Origin of the sequence: Rhizobium sp. J15, assembly GCF_002531825.1 — a bacterium.
Taxonomy (GTDB): Bacteria; Pseudomonadota; Alphaproteobacteria; order Rhizobiales; family Rhizobiaceae; genus Rhizobium.
This window is the reverse complement of sequence record NZ_NWSX01000003.1, coordinates 306,926-325,128: the sequence shown is the minus strand read 5'-3', so window position 1 is coordinate 325,128 and position 18,203 is coordinate 306,926. Positions and strand designations below refer to the sequence as shown.

The following is an 18,203-nucleotide window of genomic DNA, read 5'->3' as shown; positions in this document are numbered from 1 at the left end:
TTTTTTTTAGGTAGGCGGCAGCCTATTTGGTCGGCTGCGCGTCCGTCATCGTGGCTCACGGCTGACCGGTTGCCGTGACCGTAGGTGACGACGGCAGATAGTTGTCCAGCAGGCCCGCCATCTTGTCGTCGCGCAGGCTTGCGGTCTTTTCGCCCATGACGACGCCCACCACGCGGCGGCCGTCCTTCAGCGCCGATGTCACGACATTGTAGCCGGATGCATCGGTGTAGCCGGTCTTGATGCCGTCGACGCCGTCATAGCGGTACATGAGGTTATTGTGGCCGCGCAGCTTCATGCCGCGGAACTGGAAGCCGCGCATGGAGAAGAGCTTGAATTCTTCGGGGTAGTCCCGCATCAGCGAAACGCCGAGGGTCGCCATGTCGCGCGCCGTGGTGACCTGCTCGGGATCGGGCAGTCCCGACGGGTTCTTGAAGACCGTATCCTTCATGCCGAGCTGATGCGCCTTGTCGGTCATCGTCTTGGCGAAGGCCTGTTCGGAGCCGCCGAGCTGTTCGGCGATCGCCACGGCCGCGTCATTGGCCGAGAGCACGACGATGGCTTCGACCGCTTCGCGCAGCGTCACCTTGCGGCCGGCGCCGACGGCGAGCTTGAAGGGCTCCTTGCTCTCGGCATTTTCCGACATGGTAAGCTTTTGGTCCCAGGCGAGACGTCCCTCATGCAGGGCCTCGAAAGCGAGATAGAGCGTCATCATCTTGGTCAGCGACGCCGGATAGTTCAGCTCGTCCTGATTGGAAGCTTCGAGGACCTGTCCTGAATGCGCGTCCACGACGAAGCTTGCCTGACCTGCTTCAGCCAGAGTATAGGCGCCAAGCAGGAAGGCGGACGAGAGCGCTGTGGCAAGAAGCCGGGATGTCATCTTGGTCATCAATGTTGCTGTCTCTATCGGTTGATGGTCGAACGAGCCGTTCAGTTGATCGTAGCGCATTGGAAAAGTTTGTGACGGAATGAAGGACGGGGAGCAACAAAAGTTGGTGATCCACAGGTGATTGGGTTTGTTCAGCAGTTCGCCTAAAACGAGATCCTCACGAATATTCACGGACGAGGTGAAACCATGCTGATCATCTTCGGCGGCTTGCCGGGAAGCGGGAAAACGACAATCGCCCGCGCGCTCGCGAAACGGCTTGGCGCCGTCCATGTCAGGGTCGACACGATCGAGCAGGCGATCAGGGCGTCAGGCGATGTTGAAAGAGACATCGGCCCGGCCGGTTATGTCGTCGCCTATGGAGTGGCGCAGGATAATCTCACTCTCGGCAGATTGGTCATTGCCGACTCGGTCAATCCGCTGGAGATAACGCGCAGAGCATGGCTGGCGGTTGCCGCGCGATCTGCGGTGACTGCGGTCGAGGTGGAGGTGATCTGTTCCGACAAGACCGAGCATCGCCGCCGGGGTGGAGACGCGGGAAACCGATGTTGAGGGACTCGTGAAACCGAGCTGGCAAGAGGTTGTCGACCGGGCCTATGAGGATTGGGGGCGGAGGCCAATCGTTGTCGATACGGCTGCGAAGAGCGTTGAGGAGGCGGTGGACGGGTTGGTCGTCAAATTGGGCATTGATCGCCGGCCCTCGATTTGATGCCAGCTCTCCTTTCGCGCTCCGCGCCTTATAAAACGATGTCTGCGGCGGGACGGACGGCGACCACGGCTTTGCCGGCGTCGAAGCCGTCTAGCGTTTCATTGTGGTGCGCGACGATCTCAGAGAAGGTGAGGGTTTCGGTGTCGCCGGTCGTGTGGCCGTCGGCAATCAGCGTCACATCATATCCGAGCGACACGGCGCGCCTGACCGTCGTATCGACGCAGAATTGGGACATGCAGCCGCCGACGATCAGGTGAGTGATGGATCGTTCGTCCAGACGTTCCGCGAGATCGGTCTCGAAGAAGGAGTCGGCGCTTTTCTTGCGCACGACGACTTCGCCCTGCTTCGGCGCAATTTCCTGGCGCAGCGCCCATCCCGGCGTGCCGACGGCCAATCTGTGGCCGTTGCCGCCGTCATGCTGCACCAGCACGACAGGCACGCCAGCCTGCCTCGCCTTTTCCTGAAGCGAGGCAAGACGGGCGACGGTCTGATCGAGGGCGGAATCGATCTGCGGCTGCCGCTCCGGCGTGGCTTTTCCGGAAAGAATTGCGTTCTGCACGTCGATGATCAGAAGGGCCTTGGTCATTTCCGGAGCTTCCTGCGCAGATGATCTAAAACGAAAACCGCCTGACACGCTGTTCAGGCGGCTTTCCAATCAAGATATCAGTCAGCTCAGCTCAGCTGAGCCGGCCTGCGGCGTGGGCGAGCATGGTGTAGACCTTGCCCGTGTCCGAGGTGAGGTAGGACTGCGAGACGATCTGGTTCGGGTCGCTGCGGGCGACGTCGGCGAGCAGCTTTTCGAAATCGCCGATATAGCGGTCGACGGCGGTGCGGAATTCCGGTTCGCGGTCGTATTTGCGCTTGATCTCGTCGAAGGTCTGCTGGCCCTTCAGCGTGTAGAGGCGACGGGTGAAGACGTCGCGCTCGCCGCGCTGATAACGGCGCCAGAGATCGACGGAGGCGTCGTGATCGATGGCGCGGGCGATGTCGACCGAGAGCGAATTCAGGGATTCGACGACATGGCGCGGGTTGCGGACATCGCCGCTGCGCGCGGCCGGCGCTGCCTGTGTGGCCGGGGCGCGAGCGGGCGCTTCCTCGGCGGCCTCCTCACGCGAGGCGCCGCGCAGGAGATCGCTGATCCAGCCGCCGCTTTCCGCACGAGCCGGTTCCTGGCGGGCAGGCGCTGGCTGCTGGGCGGGGCGCTGAGGCGCGGCAGCGGGCGCCGATGGCGCGATCGTTCCGCGCAGGCCCGTGGCTTCGATCGGCGGGCGGGCGGGCTGCTGCGGCTGGGCGGCGACCTGTTGAGTTACGGCCGGCTGAGCGGGACGCGGGGCAGGCTGCGCCTGGGCGAGCGTGCGGGCGACCGGCTCGGATATTTCGAGCTGCTGGCTGCTGCGGCCGACGAGCTGGGAAATGTCCTGCAGCGCCTTGATCTGCTCGGCGACGGCCCGGCGCATGGCCGAGGCGCTTTCCTTGGCTTCCTCGGGAAGGTCGAAGGCGCCGCGCTTCAGTTCGGCGCGAGTGGCGTCGAGCTCGCTGCGGATATCGGCTGCGGAGCGACGGATATCTTCGGTCGCGCCGGAGAAGCGGCCGACGGCATCCTCGATCGCTTCACGCAGCGATTCCCGCATGTTCTGAGCGGCGCCATCGGAAGCGCGGCCGGCTTCGCCGAGCATGCGCTCGACTTCCGACAGCGAGGCGGTGAGACCGCCGCGAATGCGGTTGGAGAGATCGCCGGAGCGGCGCTCGACATTGGCGAAGGTGGTGTCGATTGTCGTATTGGCTTCTTCGCCGGCGCGGGTGATCGCCTCGCGCATCGTTTCGGCGGCTTCCTGGGCGCGCTTCTCGGTCTCGCCAAGAATGCGGCCGACATCGGCGAAGGAGGACTGGACACCCTGGCGCAGATTGCCGGTGACCTGGGTGGCGCGCTGCTCGGCCCGCTCGAAGACGGACTCGATCATGCCGCCGAGGCCGCGCATGGTCTTCTCAATCTCGTCGGAACGCTGGACAAGGCCGACCGAGAGCGTCTGCAGCGCGCTTTCGCGCTCTTCCAGCGTCGAGGCGAGGTTGGACTGGGCGGCGCCGAGAAGCTGAGAGGCCTGGGTCAGAACCTTCGAGTGCTCGTCGAAGCGGCCGATGATGCTGCCGACCTGCGACAGCGTCTGGCCCGATATGTCGGAGAGGCGGTCGACCTTGCCTTCGAGAAGCCTGGTCGAGGCGGAAACCATTTCGGCGGCCTTGGTGGCGGAGTCGGCAAAGCGCGTGGTGGTCTCGCCGAGACGGCTGTCGACGCCGGTCAGCTGTTCGGCGGCGCGGTTCATCATCATCGCCATCGCCGCGCTGCTTTCCGACATGCGCTGAACGAGGCCGTTGACGTTTTCCGCCAGGCTGTTCTCGATGGCGGCGACGGCATTGGTCACATTCTCGGTGCGGGCGGCAACGGCGCTGGCAAGCGCTTCGTTTTCCGCACGCAGGCGGTCGGCGCTGAGATTGGCTGCGGCGGTGATGCGGGCGGCAGCCTGCTCGCCGGCATCGGTGTAGCGGTCGATGATCGGGCGGGCGGTCTCGTCGAGGATGCGCGTCAGTTCGACCGAGCGGCCCGATAGCATCGAGTTGAGGTCGCGGGTGCGCTCCTCGAGGGTGGTGCGGATCGAATTGCCGCGCGCTTCGAGCGCTCGGTCGATATCGGAGAGCGTCGTATCGATCTCGCGGGTACGCTCTTCGAGATTGGAGCGGATAGCGCTGCTGCGTGCTTCGAGCGCCCGGTCGACATCCGCCATGGTGGCGGAAATCTCGCTGCCGGCGCCGGTCAGCGTCGAGCGGATGGCATTGCCGCGTGCTTCCAGCGACTGGCCGGCATCCGACAGAGCCTTGGAAATCGCATTGACCTGCGTGCCGACGATGGTCTCGGCCTCGGCGACCTTGTTGACGATGGCGTTGCCGGCTTCCGAGAAGGTCTGGGCGACGGCAGCGGCCTGGCTTGCCAGCCGGTTCTGGGCCTCGGCGACGCGGGTGACGATCTGCGACGAGCGCTCATCCATGGTGCGGGTGAATTCGTCGCTTTTCGTGTTGAGGTCTTCGGCGAATTGCTGGCCGGTCTTGCCGAGCAGTTCGGTGGTTCTCGTCGCTTCGCCTTCCATGCCCTGGGCGGCTTCGGCAACCGCGCTGCGCAGCGTCGAGGCGAGGCCGGCGGCCTTGCCCTCGATCGTGCGGTTGACGGCTTCGAGGCCGACGGTCAAGGCGCGGTCCATGGTGGACAGGCGTTCCTCGATACGTTCATTGCCGCGGTCGAGGGTTTCGCCGAGGCTCGCCGTGCGGCCTTCGATGGCGCCCGTCAGGGTCGTGGTCCTGGTGTCCAGCGTCTCCGCCAGATTGGCGGTACGGCTGTCGATCGCCTGGGTGAGGTTCGCGGCGCTGCCTTCGAGCGCCGCCGAGATGCGCTGGCTAGCGTCGTCGCCGAGCGCGCCGATGCGGGAAATGCCATCGGTCAGCACGCCGGAGAGCTGGCTGCCGACCGATTCCACCTTTTCGGCAACACCGCCGACGCCGTCACGGATGCGGGTCTCGATGGCGGCGAGGCCGGCTTCGACGCGTGATCCGGTTTCTTCGAACCGGCCGGTCAGGCTTTCGACGGACTGGTCCAGATGCGAGGAGAAATTCTGGGCGGAGGTCGAAATCGCACTCGCGGCTTCCTGGAAGCGGCCGGCGATCTGCCCGGCGCCGGCATGCATGCGCTCTTCCAGTGTCTGCGCGCTGGCATCGATCGTCTTGCGGAGCGAAGCCTCGCGCTCTTCCAGCGACATTTCGAGCATGCTGACGCTCGTCGCAACCGAGGTGCCGATGCTGGTCGCCTGTTCGGTCAGCGTATCGTTGATCAGCGCATGGGCCTGGTTCAGCGACAGGTCGATGGCGTTGGCGCGGTCTTCGAGCGTGGTGCGGATGCGGTCATGGGCGGAGGCAAGGCCGCCCTCAATGCGCGCCGCAGCCTCCTCGGCAAGGCCTCCGAGCCGCGCATGGGCATCGGCGAGGCGGCCTTCGATCCGGCCGGTCAGGCCGCCGACGAGATCTTCGAAGCGGGCGCCGCCCGCATCGAGAACGCCGGAGAGAGCCGCGCTGTGTCCGGAGAGGGCATTTTCGAGCCGCTGCTGATTGTCGGTATAGGCGGCGTGGATCGCGTCTGTCTTGTCGGCGAAGGCGCTGGCAACGCGTGCCTCGGCACTGGCGACGGCCTCCATCATGGCGTTGCTGCGGGCTTCCAGTGCGCTGTCGAAGCGGCTCTGGTTGTCGTCGAGCGAAATGGCGAGCGCCATGGTCTTTTCATCGAGCGAATCGGTGAGGCGGTCGTGGCTTGCCGCCACGGCGTTGACGATCGCGGCGGTGCGGTGACCCAAGGCTTCTTCCAGGCGAGCCTGGCCGTCGCTCAAGGAGGAGGCGAGGGCGCTCGCCTTCTGGTCGAGGACGCCGTTCAAGCGCTCATGCGTGCCGGCGACCGCATTGGTGATCGCGTCGGTGCCCGATGTCAGCGTCTCCTCCAGACGGCTCTGGCTTTCGTTCAGAGAGATGGCAAGCGCCATCGCCCGGTCGTCGAAGGTCTCGGACAGGCGGTCATGGGTGGCGGAGATCGCGCTGAGGAAGGACTCCGAGCGGGTTTCCAGCGTGTCCTGCAGGCGGGTCTGGCCCTCGTTGAGAGAGGCGGCGAAGGCCGATGCCTTTTCGTCGAGCGTTTCGGAAAGACGCTCATGCGTGCCGGAAACGGCCTTGAGGAAGGATTCCGAGCGGGCTTCGAGCGTGTCTTCGATACGGGACTGGCTCTCGTTGAGCGAGATTGCGAGCGTCATCGCCTTCTCGTCAAGCGTTTCCGACAGGCGCTCATGGGTGCCGGAGACGGCATTCAGCAGCGCCGCCGAGCGGGTTTCCAGCGTGTCCTCGATGCGAGCCTGGCCCTCGGTCAGCGAGATGGCAAGCGCCATCGCTTTTTCGTCCAGCGTCTCGGAGAGGCGGTCATGGGTGCCGGATACGGCATCCAGCAGCGCCGCGGAGCGGGTTTCGAGCGTATTTTCGATGCGGGTCTGGGTGTCGTTCAGCGAGGTGGCAAAAGCTGCCGCCTTGCCTTCCAGAGTCTCGGCAAAGCGTTCATGGGTGCCGGAGACGGCGTTCAGCAGAGCGGCGGAACGGGTCTCGAGCGTCTCTTCGATCCGGGTCTGGCTCTCGTTCAAGGAAATGGCGAGCGCCATCGCCTTTTCGTCGAGCGTTTCGGCAAGCCGGTCGCTGGTGCCGGACACGCTGTTCAGCAATGCTTCGGCGCGCGTTCCGAGCGCGCCTTCGATACGGGCATGGCGCTCGTCGAGCGAGCTCGTCAGGGCGGCCGCCTTCGTATCCAGCGTTTCCGACAGGCGATCATGAGTACCCGAGACGGCATTCAGGAAGGCCGTGGAGCGGGTCTCGAGCGTGTCTTCGATACGGCTCTGGCTTTCGTTCAAGGAGATGGCGAGCGCCATCGCCTTCTCGTCAAGCGTTTCGGAAAGGCGGTCATGGGTGCCGGAAACGGCATCCAGCAGGGCGGCCGAGCGGGTCTCCAGCGTGTCTTCGATACGGGTCTGGCTCTCGTTCAGGGAAATGGCGAGCGCCATCGCCTTTTCGTCGAGCGTTTCGGCAAGACGGTCATGGGTGTCGGAAACGGCATTGATGATGGCATCGGAGCGGCTCGTCAGCGCTTCCTCGAAGCGGCTGTGATGGGTGCTCAGTGCATCGACCAGCGAGTCGCCGCGTTCGGCCATGACGCTGTCGATCCGCTCGTGGGCTGTGCCGAGCGCCTCACGGATTTCCGCGGCGCGTGCTGCAAGCACACCTGTCAACTCTTCGGCACGGCCGCCGAAGGCGGTGGTGACTTGCTCGGTGCCGGCGGCAACGGCGGCAGTCAGATCGGTGGTGGTGGTGCGCAGCGTGTCGCGGAACTCGGTCGAGCGGGCCTGGAGATTGTTCTGCAGGTCGGAGGTGCCCGATGCCAGCGCCAGCGCGATGTCCGACGTGGCGCTCTGCAGCGCCGAGGTCAGTTCGCCGGTGCGGCCGGCAAGCGCCGTGGTGATTTCCTCCGTCCGGGTGCCGAGCGCGCTTTCCAGCACTTCATGGCCGGTGGCGAACGCGGTGGCCAGCGCCAGCGACTGGTCGGTGATCGAGGAACTGATCCGCTCGATGCTGGAGCTGAGAATGCCCTCGATCGAATCCGAACCGCCGGTCAGCGTCTCGTTGATGCGGGCAAGGCTCTCCATCAGCTTGGTGTCGAGCGAACCGGTGCGCTTGTCGAAAGCGCTGGTGAATTCGGCGACGCGCTCGTCGAAGGCGGTCGACAGCTGGGCGACGGTGGTCTGCAGCCGCTCCTCGAAGAAGCCGGAGCGCACGTCGAGATCCATGACGGCGTCGTCGGCGGTGCTCTGCAGGCTCTGGCGGAAGCTTGCACCCTTTTCGTCGAGCGCGCTGTTCAGCTTCGACAGCACGTCGTCGAGCGTGCCGCTGATGGTGCGTTCGCCCGATGTCAGGCTTTCGTTGATCTCGCGGGTGCGGGCGATCAGGATTTCGTTGAGCTGGTGCGTGCGCTCGTTCAGCGCCGCGTTCAGCTTCTCGGTGCTGCTATCCATGGTCGAGGCGCGCGTCTCGAACTGGCTGAGCAGCTTTTCACCGTGTTCATTGAGATTGACCGAGATGGCTTCGAGACGGTTGTCGAATTCGGTGGCCAGCGCAAAACCGGATGCGTTCAGCGTCTGGAGCAGGCTGTCGGTCTTGGCGGCGAGCAGGCTGCCCATCGACTGCAGGGCGCTGTCCGATTTTTCCAGGATCGTCGCCGCACGCGTGTCGATCAGCGAGGCAAAGGCTTCGCCCGATGTGGCGAGGCGCACCGCGATCTCTTCGGTCGCAAGCGACAGCTCTTCCTTCAGCTGATCGTGGACGCTGCCGATCGAGGTGCGGATGCGGTCGGCATGATTGACGATCGCCTCGCGCTCGGAGCCGAGTTCGTGGACGAGGCCGCGCACGCGCAACTCGTTATCGGCATAGGAGCGTTCGAGCGCGTTGACCTCGGAATGGACAAGCGTTTCCAGCTCGGAGGCGCGCGCGATGGTGCGCTCGATGCCTTCGTTCATGGCCGAGACTTCGCGGCGCACGGCCTGGCCGACCGTCATGATGCGCTCGGAGGCAATGGTTTCCGGCTCGGCGAGACGCAGTGCCACCTCGGCCATGGAGCGGGCGGCGTTGCGCATGTCCTGGGCGCGGGAAATCATGATGGCGAAGGCATAGAACATCATCACCGGGATGATGATACCGACGAGGCCGGCGATGACGCCGGGCAGGGCGACGAGATCGGCGACCGAACGGATCTGCCAGATCTGCGGCGCGTAGAGCAGAGACATCAGGCCGAGGCCGGCCATGACCCAGAGGACGGAAAACAGGGTGGCGGTGCGCACCGCCGAGCGGCTGGAGGCACCATCGAAGGATTTCAGGATAGAGGCGGGCGTATTGCGGCTGGCATCGTTGGCCGGCGCGAAGGCCGGAGCCCTGGAAGCCTGCTCGCCGGCGCCCCCGCGGCGGTTGCGGCGCTGCGCTTCTTCCTGGGCCTGCTGATTACGCGCATTCGATGGTTCAGACACATTAGCCTCCGGGGCCTGGGGCGCGCTGCCGCGGCGAGACGGCACGGTTTCCTTGCCGAAATCGATCTGGAGGGCCTCGTCCAATGCCTTGAACGCCTTGTCCTCGATCGACTCATTATATTTGTTGTTCGCCATTCGGTTATGCCTCGTTACTGTCAGCCAGTCCGGCAGCGCATCCCGGGCTTCCGCCTTACCCGGGTAACAACTTCGCCGCTCCAGCCTTCCATCCCAACCGCGGACGGATAAGCATGTCATTTCAGAGTAGATAGCCGCTTTTTCAAACGGAAGGTATCAAAACACTACCATTATCCACTCGCTCGGCAAAGGCGCGTACCATAAACCCGCTCTACCAGTATCGTAGTGACACATCTGGGCTCTTCACACAATTAATGAAGGCTTGAGATTCACGGCTCGTTAATCCGTTGTTAACATCTTTGAATCCGGAGCCCTGCTTAAAAACCAATAATTTAGGGATGTTTAACGGACATTAACCATATGGCGAGATTTCCGCCCTGAATGTGCCGGAATTTAACGTGATGGCCACCCTCCTGGCGCAGAACTGTAGCAACTGCGGACGATAAGAGACGGGAGAATTGGCAAATGGCAGCCCAAATGGCAGCATTGAGCATCGTATTCGAGGCGCCGGACAATGCAAAGGGACCCTGTCCTTCCAAGGTCCGGCCGATCGATCTGGTCCATCTTGCAAAGCAGACGATGGGCGACAAGACGCTGGAAATCGAAGTCCTTCAGATGTTTGCGCGCCAGGCGCGCGCGTGCCTGCAGGATATCGCAAGCGGCGAAACCAGCCGGGCGGGTGCTGCGGCACACCGGCTGAAGGGGGCGGCAAGCTCCGTCGGCGCGTTCCGCGTATCGCAGACGGCGGAAGCCATCGAGGAAACCGGCTGTGACGCCGGGACGATGGCAGCGCTGGGTGCCGCCGTCGTCGACGCCGAGAATTTCATCCTGAAACTCTGCCGCGGCTGACCCTCTCCAGCCATCGTTCGACCGAGGCCCGTTGTTTCATTGCGAAACCACGGGTCTTTTTGCGACGTGCCATATGACGCATTGAAGACGGCGGGCGACGGCCCGATCTGCGAGGTTAAGACACGTTCCGCAATGTTGACTGATGCGTCGAATTGTCGGAAGAAAATCCGCCCACCATTAGAAGACCGGAAATAGTCCTGATGCCCAAACTTACCATCGTCGCCTTCGACGGCACGCGCTTCGACCTCGACGTCGACCAAGGCTCCACCGTAATGGAGAACGCCGTGCGCAATTCGGTGCCCGGCATCGAGGCCGAATGCGGCGGCGCCTGCGCCTGTGCGACCTGTCATGTTTATGTCGATGAGGAATGGACCGAGAAGGTCGGCCAGCCCGAGGCGATGGAAGAGGACATGCTCGATTTCGCCTTCGACGTACGTCCGACCTCGCGGCTTTCCTGTCAGATCAGGATGAAGGCCGCCTATGACGGGCTCGTCGTGCACGTGCCGGAACGCCAGGCCTGAGGCGCGACGCCTCGACTGGCTACGCTCGTCGAGATCTTCCCATACCCACAAAAAAGACGCCTCGCGCGCTGGTGCGAGCGAGGCGAGGCGGGCGCATTACCAACGGATGAGGGAGGAACATCCGCGGCTTCGGAACGCGCCAGGAGAACCCAGCGATGAAAGTGCAGATGCCGTACCTGAACTTTCGAATGTGTTCATATTAACGCGTTCCGGTTGAGTCTGCCAGGATGAAAAATGACCATTAAATCGCTGGGGAGAGCGTAAGTTTCGCACAGGTTTCGTTGCGCAGCTAAGCTTTCCCACTCGCAATCAGCTTGAAAAAGCGTTATTTTCCGCCGGCTCTGCCGTTGATTCGATTATTCAGCAATCTCAGCATACGCTTCTGGAAATTGACCGCCTCTACCCGGTCGAATTGCGCCTGCTGCCGGTCGTGCTCCTCTATACCGCGAGCTGATTCGTTGGAAACGAGTTCCTGCATGGCCTCGCAACTGCGCTGCACCGGCAAGGCGCGAATGGCCCGCTCCATGGCACGGGCCTGGTTGCGGGCGATCTCGGCGTGGCGCTCCTCGTGGCGCTTGATATCGCTCGAAAGTGCATCCCAGATCATCGACAGCTCCTTGCTCGCGCCCTTGCGGCTGTTCCAGCGCGGCAGGATGATCTGGGTATGGACTGTCACCTTGACGTTGCCGACGCGGCAGCGCCCGTCGTCCTGGATATAGGTGGCCTCGCCGCCGAAGCGGATCTTCGTGGCGCCCGGATGGCGCGCCGAGGAGCCGCTCGCCGTCGGGCCGCGCCGGCTGAGTTCGCGATCGAGCTCATCCGCCGTTTTGCCGCGGATGTCGAAATAGGAATAGCTTTTCGATGCAATCACTTCGGCTGCCGCTGGGCCGCAGAGGCAAAGAGCAATGGAAAAGGCGACAGGAAGGTACATATAACGCACTGCAAGCGGCATTCTGAATGCAACCCGTGTTGAAATCGGCAGGAGCTTGGGGCATAGCCACCACAAGCGCAATATCGGATGACGGTTTTTTCGTCATCAATGGGATAAGTCTGGTGACAGGGCTCGAAGGCAGTTTATGGCGCGTCGCCCATGGCCGGGAGATCGAACTCGGCCGTCGGTCGGCGATCATGGCGATCATCAACGTGACGCCGGACTCCTTTTCCGACGGCGGGCGCTTCGAAACCGTCGAGGCGGTCGTCGAACATGCGCTGCAGGCAGTCGCCGACGGCGCCGCCATTATCGACATCGGCGGCGAATCGACCCGGCCGGGCGCCGCATCCGTCAGCCCTTCCGAGGAGCAGGCGCGCGTGCTGCCGGTGATCGAGGCGCTGCGCGGGCGCACCGAAGCCCTCATCTCCATCGATACCTATCGCGCCGAGACGGCGCGGCTTGCGATCAGCGCCGGCGCTCATATCGTCAATGACGTCTTCGGGCTGCAAAGGGAGCCTGATATCGCCGATCTCGCCGCGGCGACCGGGGCCGGGCTCTGCATCATGCATACCGGCCGCGACAGGGCGAAGCTTCCCGACGTGATCGCCGACCAGGTGCACTTCCTCAAGCACTCGCTCGCGATCGCCGCAGCGGCCGGCGTCGGCAACGACCATATCGTACTCGATCCGGGCTTCGGCTTCGCCAAGGAGACGGCCGAGGAGAACCTGGAATTGATGGCGCGGTTTTCCGAGCTTTCGCGCTTCGGCCTGCCGCTGCTTGCCGGCACGTCGCGCAAGCGCTTCCTCGGCAGCGTGACGGGGCGGGAGGCGCCGGAGCGGGACGTGGCGACGGCTGCATCAAGCGCGCTGCTTCGGCTGCAGGGAGCTGCGGTTTTCCGGGTGCACAATGTCGCAATCAACAGGGATGCGCTCGATATCGCCGATGCTATGCTCAATGCCCGCCAGGATTTCGAGAGGAAGCGGCCGACATGACCACTTACACGATCACGCTGCAGAACTGCGCCTTCTTCGCGCGCCACGGCGTGCATGACGAGGAGGAATTCCTCGGCCAGCGCTTTTTCGTCGATGCCGAGCTCGATGTCGTCGCCGGCGAGGCGCTGGAAAGCGATTCAATCGACGACACGGTGAATTACGGCATTGCCTTTACGGTGATCGAGGAGATCGTCACGGGCAAGCGGCGCTATCTGATCGAGGCGCTGGCGCTCGATATCGCCAGGGGGCTCTGTCAGAAATTTCCGCAGGTGCGGCGGGCGAAGATCACGGTGCGCAAGCCGAATGCGCCGGTGCCCGGCGTGCTCGATTTCGTGCAGGTGAGCGTTGAGCACTTTGCCTGAGGCCTCGTTGCAATCGGCCACGCTCGGTCTCGGCGGCAATATCGGCGATCCGGTAAAGGCGATGGCCGCGGCGCTGCAAAGCCTGGACCGGCGGGACGACTGCCGTGTCAGCGCCGTCTCGCGGCTCTATCGCACGCCGCCCTGGGGCAAGACCGACCAGTCGTTCTTCTTCAATGCCTGCGCCGCCGTCGAAACCTCGCTTCCACCGGAAGCATTGCTCGATCTCTGCCTGTCGATCGAGCGCGAGATGAAACGCGAGCGCGTCGAGCGCTGGGGTCCGCGCACGCTCGATATCGACGTGCTGACCTATGGCGACGTCGTTCAGGAGGCGCCGCGGCTGGAGCTGCCGCATCCCCGCATGACCGGTCGCGGCTTCGTGCTGATGCCGCTTGCCGATATCGCGCCGGGCCTTCTCGTCAAGGGCAGGACGGTCGGCGACTGGCTGTCGGATGCCGATGTGGCGGGCATCGAGGTCGCCGATAACGGCCGCGACTGGTGGCGGAAATCCTGAAACGAAAAACGGCGGGAAATCCCGCCGCTTCCGGAAAATCCTGGATGCCGTCTTACTGAATGGAGCCGACGGCCATTTCGTCGACCTGGCGGGTCAATGTCAGGCCGATGACCGGGACCATCTGGCTTTCGACCTTGACCGAGACGGTGATGTTCATCGTCTTGTCGTCACGTACGCGGGCGATCATCGCGCCGTTCAGCTTGGCGCGGTTGATGCCGACAACGACAGTATCCTCAGTGACGGCGCCGGAGACGACGTCGAGGCCCTTACCGGCAGCGCCATCGAGGAACTTGCCCTTGTAGGTGGAGCCAGCCTGCGAGATGACGGCGGTCATCGGCTGCTTGAAGACGCCGACGCGGCACGTGCCGTCGAGCTTGATGCCGGCGCTGCTGTCGCCGGTCGGCTCGCCGATCAGGTTGCAGGTGAATTTCGTGCCTTTATACTTTCCGGCGACGATCTCGCCCGGACCCTTCCAGGAGCCGGCGACGGATTCGAAGAAGGCCTTGTCACGGGTCGCAGCCGTGGCTGCCGGAGCGACATCTGCGACGGGAGACAATGCCGCGGCGGCAAGGCCGCAAACGAAGAGAAACTTGCGCGAATACATGGATTTTCCTTGGCAAACACCACTCACGAACTGGCTGCAAGTTTTGCCGAATAATGGTTAATCCTTCCTTTCGATTGTCCCGAAATGCACGGTGGCACAAGGGTTTTCGCGCGGCGCGAACTTCAGTATCCCGCTGCTAATATCTTGAATCCACTTCAATTTCTCCAACATTACGCTACGTATGGTGAAAGCTGCCGAAACGTCACTGATGTCAAGGAGTGTTGCCGCGCGGTGACATCGAAGGCGTGAGATCGCCGATGAAATCGCCGATTCCCGGCCGTTTCAGCGCGTGGAAGGCGAGCGGGCGGCAAAGATCCATGGCCGCGATTCCAATGCGGGCGGTCATCAGGCCGTTGATGACGCCTTCGCCGAGTCGGGCGGAGAGCTTTGAAGCCAATCCGTGGCCGAGCACCTGCTGGACGAGGCTGTCGCCGACGGCGATAGAGCCGGTGACGGCGAGATGGGCGAGCACATCGCGCAGCAGGCGGAACATGCCGAGTGTGCCCGGACGGCCGCCATAGAGCTCGGCCATGGCGCGGATGAGCCGTACGGCCTCGTAAAGGACATAGAGCAGGTCGACGACGGCGCGCGGGCTGACGGCGGTCACGATCGAGACGCGCTTCGAGGCATTGACGATGAGGGCGCGGGCCTTGCGGTCGAGGGGAGCGAGCAGCTCGCGTTCGGCGAGCGCAATCAGATGCGGGGCGTCGATGACCTCGCCTTCGGTCGCCTTCAGCGTCGCGCGGCCTTTCGACGTCTCGGGATTGGCGGAAAGCAGCGTGGTGAGACGCGTAACGACGGCGCGTGCTTTCGCCGGCCGGGTTTCGAGGACGGCGGCTTCCGCTTCGGCCTTGATCGTCTGAACCGCGGCAAGGCGCATCATGCCCACGGTTTCGCGGATGACGAGGGCCAGCACGGCGAGGATGCCAACCGCCAGCACGGCAAGAGCGACATAACCGAGCCAATCGGCGCGGGCGAAGAGGTCGCGGATCAACCGATCGGTCCACAGCCCGATGCCGAGCGACAGCAGGATGCCGAAGGCGCCGGCGGCGATCTTGCCGAAGGAGGTTCGCCTTTTGCGCGGCGTTGCGACCGGGACGGCGCTCAGATCCTTATCGGGATTGAGGAAAGGATCGTCCTCGTCGGGCGTCACGACGATGTTTTCGGAGAAGCTTTCCGGCCTGCGCCGCGGCTGCTGCCCCCGGCCGTTTTCGCGCGGCTCCGAGGTTTCTTCCTCGTAGATGAAGGCGGCGGGCGGGCGGCGCGGCGGATCGGATGGGGGCTTGCTCATGCGAGACGGTCTCCGAACAGGAACTGCATGGCGCGGTCGAGGCGGATATGCGGGACCGACAGCTTGACGCCGCCGCCGGCTTCCTCGAGATGCGGCGGGCGAAACCTGACGACGTTGACGTCGGGCAGGGGCTCGACCGTCTTGCCCGAAGCGATGCGGTCGAACAGGCTTTCCGGATCCTCCGGCAGGTCGCCCGGGAAGATCGCGGTTTTTCTCTGCCCGTCGAAGCGTTCGCCGGCGATGGTTTCGCCCTCCATCGGCGTGCCGACGATGACGGGCAGTTCATGGCCGTCACGCTTGACCGTCGCCTCCCGGGTCGCGCGCACGGAGGCCAGCGCCATGACATCGATGCCCGCGCCTGCCATGCCGATGCGGCCGATGGCGCGGTCGACGAGGCGGCGGGTCAGCGCATCGAGCCGGTCATGGCTCTCATGATGGAGATGATCAGCCTTGGTGGCGGCGACCAGCACGCGGTCGATGCGGCGCCCAAGCAGCGAAGAGAGCAGCGAATTGGTGCCGGGGCGGAAGCAGGCGAGCACATCGGTCAGCGCGCGCTCCAGATCCTGCACGGCCTCGGGGCCGCGATTCATCGCCTGCAGCGCATCGACCAGCACGATCTGGCGGTCGAGCCGGGCGAAATGCTCGCGAAAGAAGGGTTTGACGACGACCGATTTATAGGCCTCGTAGCGCCGCTCCATCATCGTCCACAGCGAGCCGCGGCCGGGATGCCCGTGCGCCGGCAAGGCTAGGGGCGCGAAGGTCAGCGCCGGCGAACCGTCGAGATCGCCGGGCAGAAGCAGGCGGCCGGGCGGCAGAGTGGAAAGCGAGCGTTCATCGGCCTTACAGGCCTTGAGATAATCGGCAAAGGCGGTGGCAAGGCCGCGGGCAACCATCTCGTCCGCCTCGGCGCCAATATCAGCGCCGTAGGTGAGCGCCAGCCATTCACGCGACAGCTCGGAGCGGACGCCGGTTTTCGCGAGCGCGATCGTTTCCTCGCTGAAGGTGCGATAATCCTTGCCGAGCAGCGGTAGGTCGAGCAGCCATTCGCCGGGATAATCGACAATATCGATGGACAGCCGGCCGGGCGAGAACAGGCGGTTCCAGCCGCTGGCGCTCTGATAATCCAGGGTGATGCGCAGCTCGGAAATGGCGCGAGTCGAATCCGGCCAGATGCGGTCCTTCACCAGCGCACGAATGTGATCCTCATACTGGAAGCGCGGCACGGCGTCGTCCGGCTGCGGCTCCAGCCGCACCGCCGAGACGCGGCCCGACTGCACGGGCTCGAACAGCGGCAGGCGGCCGCCATGCAGCAGGTTATGGACCAGCGAGGAGATGAAGACCGTCTTGCCGGAGCGGGAGAGGCCGGTGACGCCAAGCCGGACGGTCGGATTGACGAGGCCGCTTGCCCGGTCGGCAAGATTATCGAACGCGATACGGGCGTCGTCGGCAAAGGATGTCAGGCGTGGCGGCAAGGCGCGATTCCGGTTGGTGACTGCCGGCAATATAGGAAGGACGCGCCGCCGGAAAAAGAAGCGGCGCGAAACACTTCAGACGACCACGAAATCGGTAAGGCGCCAGGCGTTGACGGACGCAGCGAAATCGATGACCGCGAGGCTTGCCGTCGGGAAGCCGGCGGGAAGGGCATTCACCATCGCCTCATGGCCGATCAGCGCCTCCAGCGCCTGTTCCATGGTGGGGTTGTGGCCGACCAGCATGACGGAGGCCGCGTCCTGCGCGTCGACGATCTCGATATAGGTGTCGACCGTCGCGTTATAGAGCGCATCGACATAACGTATGTCGAGCGCGAGACCCATCGCCCGGTGGACGGCGTCGGCTGTGCCGCGGCAGCGCCGAGCCGTCGAACTGATCAGGAGATCGGGGCGGTATCCCTTGTCGGCGGCCTTGTCGGCGATGATTTCGGCGTCGCCATAGCCCTTCTCGTTGAGAGGCCGGTCGAAATCGCGCTGTCCGGGTTCGGCCCACGCGGCCTCGGCATGACGCAGGAGATAGATGCGGTTGGGCGGAGGCAGGGGTACGGTCATGGGCAAATCCAGGATCGAGCGGGTCTTTTCAGTAATGGCTGCAATCGGCCGCCGTCAACCGGCAGGCGTGCGACAGCTGCCCGAAACCTGGCCGACAACACGGCGTTTTGAAGGCGAAGCAAAAAACGGCAGCCGGAATAATGATGAGAAAATAGATCGTTAGCCGGAAATTGTAACAGATTTAAAAATCTGTTTACCTGTCGTATTTGGCTTGAATCGCGGCCAGCGCTTGGGATATACAGCCCGCCATGAGATGTTCTTCAGGAGAATCGCGTTGAGTGAGAAGATCGATCTTAGCAATTACGTTCCCTCGGAAGAGGAAGAGTTCATGAACGTAAACCAGCGTGCCTACTTCAGGGCGAAGCTGGTAGCCTGGAAAAACGATATCCTTAGAGAAGCGCGCGAGACACTCGACCATCTGGCCGAGGAAAGCGCAAACCATCCCGATCTCGCCGACCGGGCGTCATCGGAAACCGACCGGGCGATCGAACTTCGCGCCCGCGACCGGCAGAGAAAGCTGATTTCCAAAATCGACGCGGCGCTGCAGCGCATCGAAGACGGTACATACGGCTACTGCGAGGAAACCGGCGAACCGATCGGCCTCAAGCGTCTCGACGCCCGCCCGATCGCGACGCTGTCGATCGAGGCGCAGGAGCGTCACGAGCGCCGCGAAAAAGTCTATCGCGACGAGTGACGGCTTCCGTGTAACCGTGAAATGGAACAAGGCGCCGCG

The 18,203-nt window shown here is 63.7% G+C and carries 15 protein-coding genes and 1 pseudogene; 8 read left to right on the top strand and 8 right to left on the bottom strand.

What is annotated here, in order from left to right; all coding sequences use genetic code 11:
* Positions 1-55: 55 nt before the first annotated feature.
* Positions 56-886, bottom strand: a complete 831-nt coding sequence (locus tag CO670_RS05165) for a D-alanyl-D-alanine carboxypeptidase family protein (RefSeq protein ID WP_097589256.1) — start codon at positions 884-886, stop codon at positions 56-58.
* A gap of 186 nt (positions 887-1,072) precedes the next feature.
* On the opposite strand from CO670_RS05165, the pseudogene CO670_RS05160 reads away from it, so the two are divergent.
* Positions 1,073-1,592, top strand: a pseudogene (locus CO670_RS05160) (AAA family ATPase).
* A gap of 28 nt (positions 1,593-1,620) precedes the next feature.
* Here CO670_RS05160 and CO670_RS05155 read toward each other — a convergent pair.
* Entirely contained in the window at positions 1,621-2,178 is a 558-nt protein-coding gene (locus CO670_RS05155) for a cysteine hydrolase family protein (RefSeq protein ID WP_097589255.1), read from the bottom strand.
* A 91-nt stretch (positions 2,179-2,269) separates the two neighbouring features.
* Positions 2,270-9,367 (bottom strand): hypothetical protein, encoded by a 7,098-nt coding sequence (locus CO670_RS05150; RefSeq protein WP_097589254.1) that lies wholly within the window; start codon positions 9,365-9,367, stop codon positions 2,270-2,272.
* A gap of 465 nt (positions 9,368-9,832) precedes the next feature.
* Between CO670_RS05150 and CO670_RS05145 the strand changes: the two genes are divergently transcribed.
* The gene (locus CO670_RS05145; RefSeq protein ID WP_097589253.1) at positions 9,833-10,216 is read left to right on the top strand and encodes an Hpt domain-containing protein; all 384 of its coding nucleotides are present in this window, start codon (positions 9,833-9,835) and stop codon (positions 10,214-10,216) included.
* A 200-nt stretch (positions 10,217-10,416) separates the two neighbouring features.
* Positions 10,417-10,737, top strand: coding sequence for a 2Fe-2S iron-sulfur cluster-binding protein (locus tag CO670_RS05140; protein ID WP_011425597.1), 321 nt, complete (start codon positions 10,417-10,419; stop codon positions 10,735-10,737).
* A gap of 325 nt (positions 10,738-11,062) precedes the next feature.
* Here the strand turns inward: CO670_RS05140 and CO670_RS05135 are convergent, their stop codons facing one another.
* On the bottom strand, positions 11,063-11,689 hold the full coding sequence (locus CO670_RS05135) for a DUF922 domain-containing protein (protein ID WP_097589252.1): 627 nt from the start codon (positions 11,687-11,689) through the stop codon (positions 11,063-11,065).
* A 101-nt stretch (positions 11,690-11,790) separates the two neighbouring features.
* Here CO670_RS05135 and folP point away from each other — a divergent pair, with 101 nt between their 5' ends.
* Genes folP through folK form a run of 3 tightly spaced genes read left to right on the top strand, consistent with a single transcriptional unit; the run spans position 11,791 to position 13,533 of the window.
* A complete protein-coding gene (gene folP, locus CO670_RS05130; protein ID WP_097589251.1) occupies positions 11,791-12,660 on the top strand; it encodes a dihydropteroate synthase in 870 nt (289 codons plus the stop codon).
* Positions 12,657-13,022 carry a dihydroneopterin aldolase gene (gene folB, locus CO670_RS05125; protein WP_097589250.1) on the top strand — a complete coding sequence of 122 codons (366 nt, stop codon included), beginning with the start codon at positions 12,657-12,659 and terminating at the stop codon, positions 13,020-13,022. The genes folP and folB overlap by 4 nt, the downstream gene beginning before the upstream one ends.
* Positions 13,015-13,533 (top strand): 2-amino-4-hydroxy-6-hydroxymethyldihydropteridine diphosphokinase, encoded by a 519-nt coding sequence (gene folK / locus CO670_RS05120; RefSeq protein ID WP_097589249.1) that lies wholly within the window; start codon positions 13,015-13,017, stop codon positions 13,531-13,533. The genes folB and folK overlap by 8 nt, the downstream gene beginning before the upstream one ends.
* Positions 13,534-13,585: 52 nt before the next feature.
* Here folK and CO670_RS05115 read toward each other — a convergent pair whose 3' ends face one another.
* From CO670_RS05115 to CO670_RS05100, 4 genes are all read right to left on the bottom strand, one after another.
* Complete coding sequence (locus CO670_RS05115; protein WP_097589248.1) at positions 13,586-14,137, bottom strand: hypothetical protein; 552 nt, start codon at positions 14,135-14,137, stop codon at positions 13,586-13,588.
* Positions 14,138-14,348: 211 nt separating this feature from the next.
* Positions 14,349-15,428 carry a TIGR01620 family protein gene (locus CO670_RS05110; protein ID WP_097589247.1) on the bottom strand — a complete coding sequence of 360 codons (1,080 nt, stop codon included), beginning with the start codon at positions 15,426-15,428 and terminating at the stop codon, positions 14,349-14,351.
* Positions 15,425-16,900 (bottom strand): YcjX family protein, encoded by a 1,476-nt coding sequence (locus tag CO670_RS05105; RefSeq protein WP_097589246.1) that lies wholly within the window; start codon positions 16,898-16,900, stop codon positions 15,425-15,427. Before CO670_RS05105 ends, CO670_RS05110 begins: the two co-directional genes overlap by 4 nt.
* A gap of 75 nt (positions 16,901-16,975) precedes the next feature.
* The gene (locus tag CO670_RS05100; RefSeq protein WP_097589245.1) at positions 16,976-17,470 is read right to left on the bottom strand and encodes a histidine phosphatase family protein; all 495 of its coding nucleotides are present in this window, start codon (positions 17,468-17,470) and stop codon (positions 16,976-16,978) included.
* On the opposite strand from CO670_RS05100, the gene CO670_RS32865 reads away from it, so the two are divergent.
* Both CO670_RS32865 and dksA read left to right on the top strand, forming a co-directional pair.
* Complete coding sequence (locus tag CO670_RS32865; RefSeq protein WP_176538869.1) at positions 17,469-17,633, top strand: hypothetical protein; 165 nt, start codon at positions 17,469-17,471, stop codon at positions 17,631-17,633. The genes CO670_RS05100 and CO670_RS32865 overlap by 2 nt on opposite strands.
* Positions 17,634-17,744: 111 nt before the next feature.
* Positions 17,745-18,164: an RNA polymerase-binding protein DksA gene (dksA, locus tag CO670_RS05095; RefSeq protein ID WP_008525884.1), complete on the top strand. Its 420-nt coding sequence runs from the start codon at positions 17,745-17,747 to the stop codon at positions 18,162-18,164.
* The last annotated feature ends 39 nt before the right edge of the window (positions 18,165-18,203 follow it).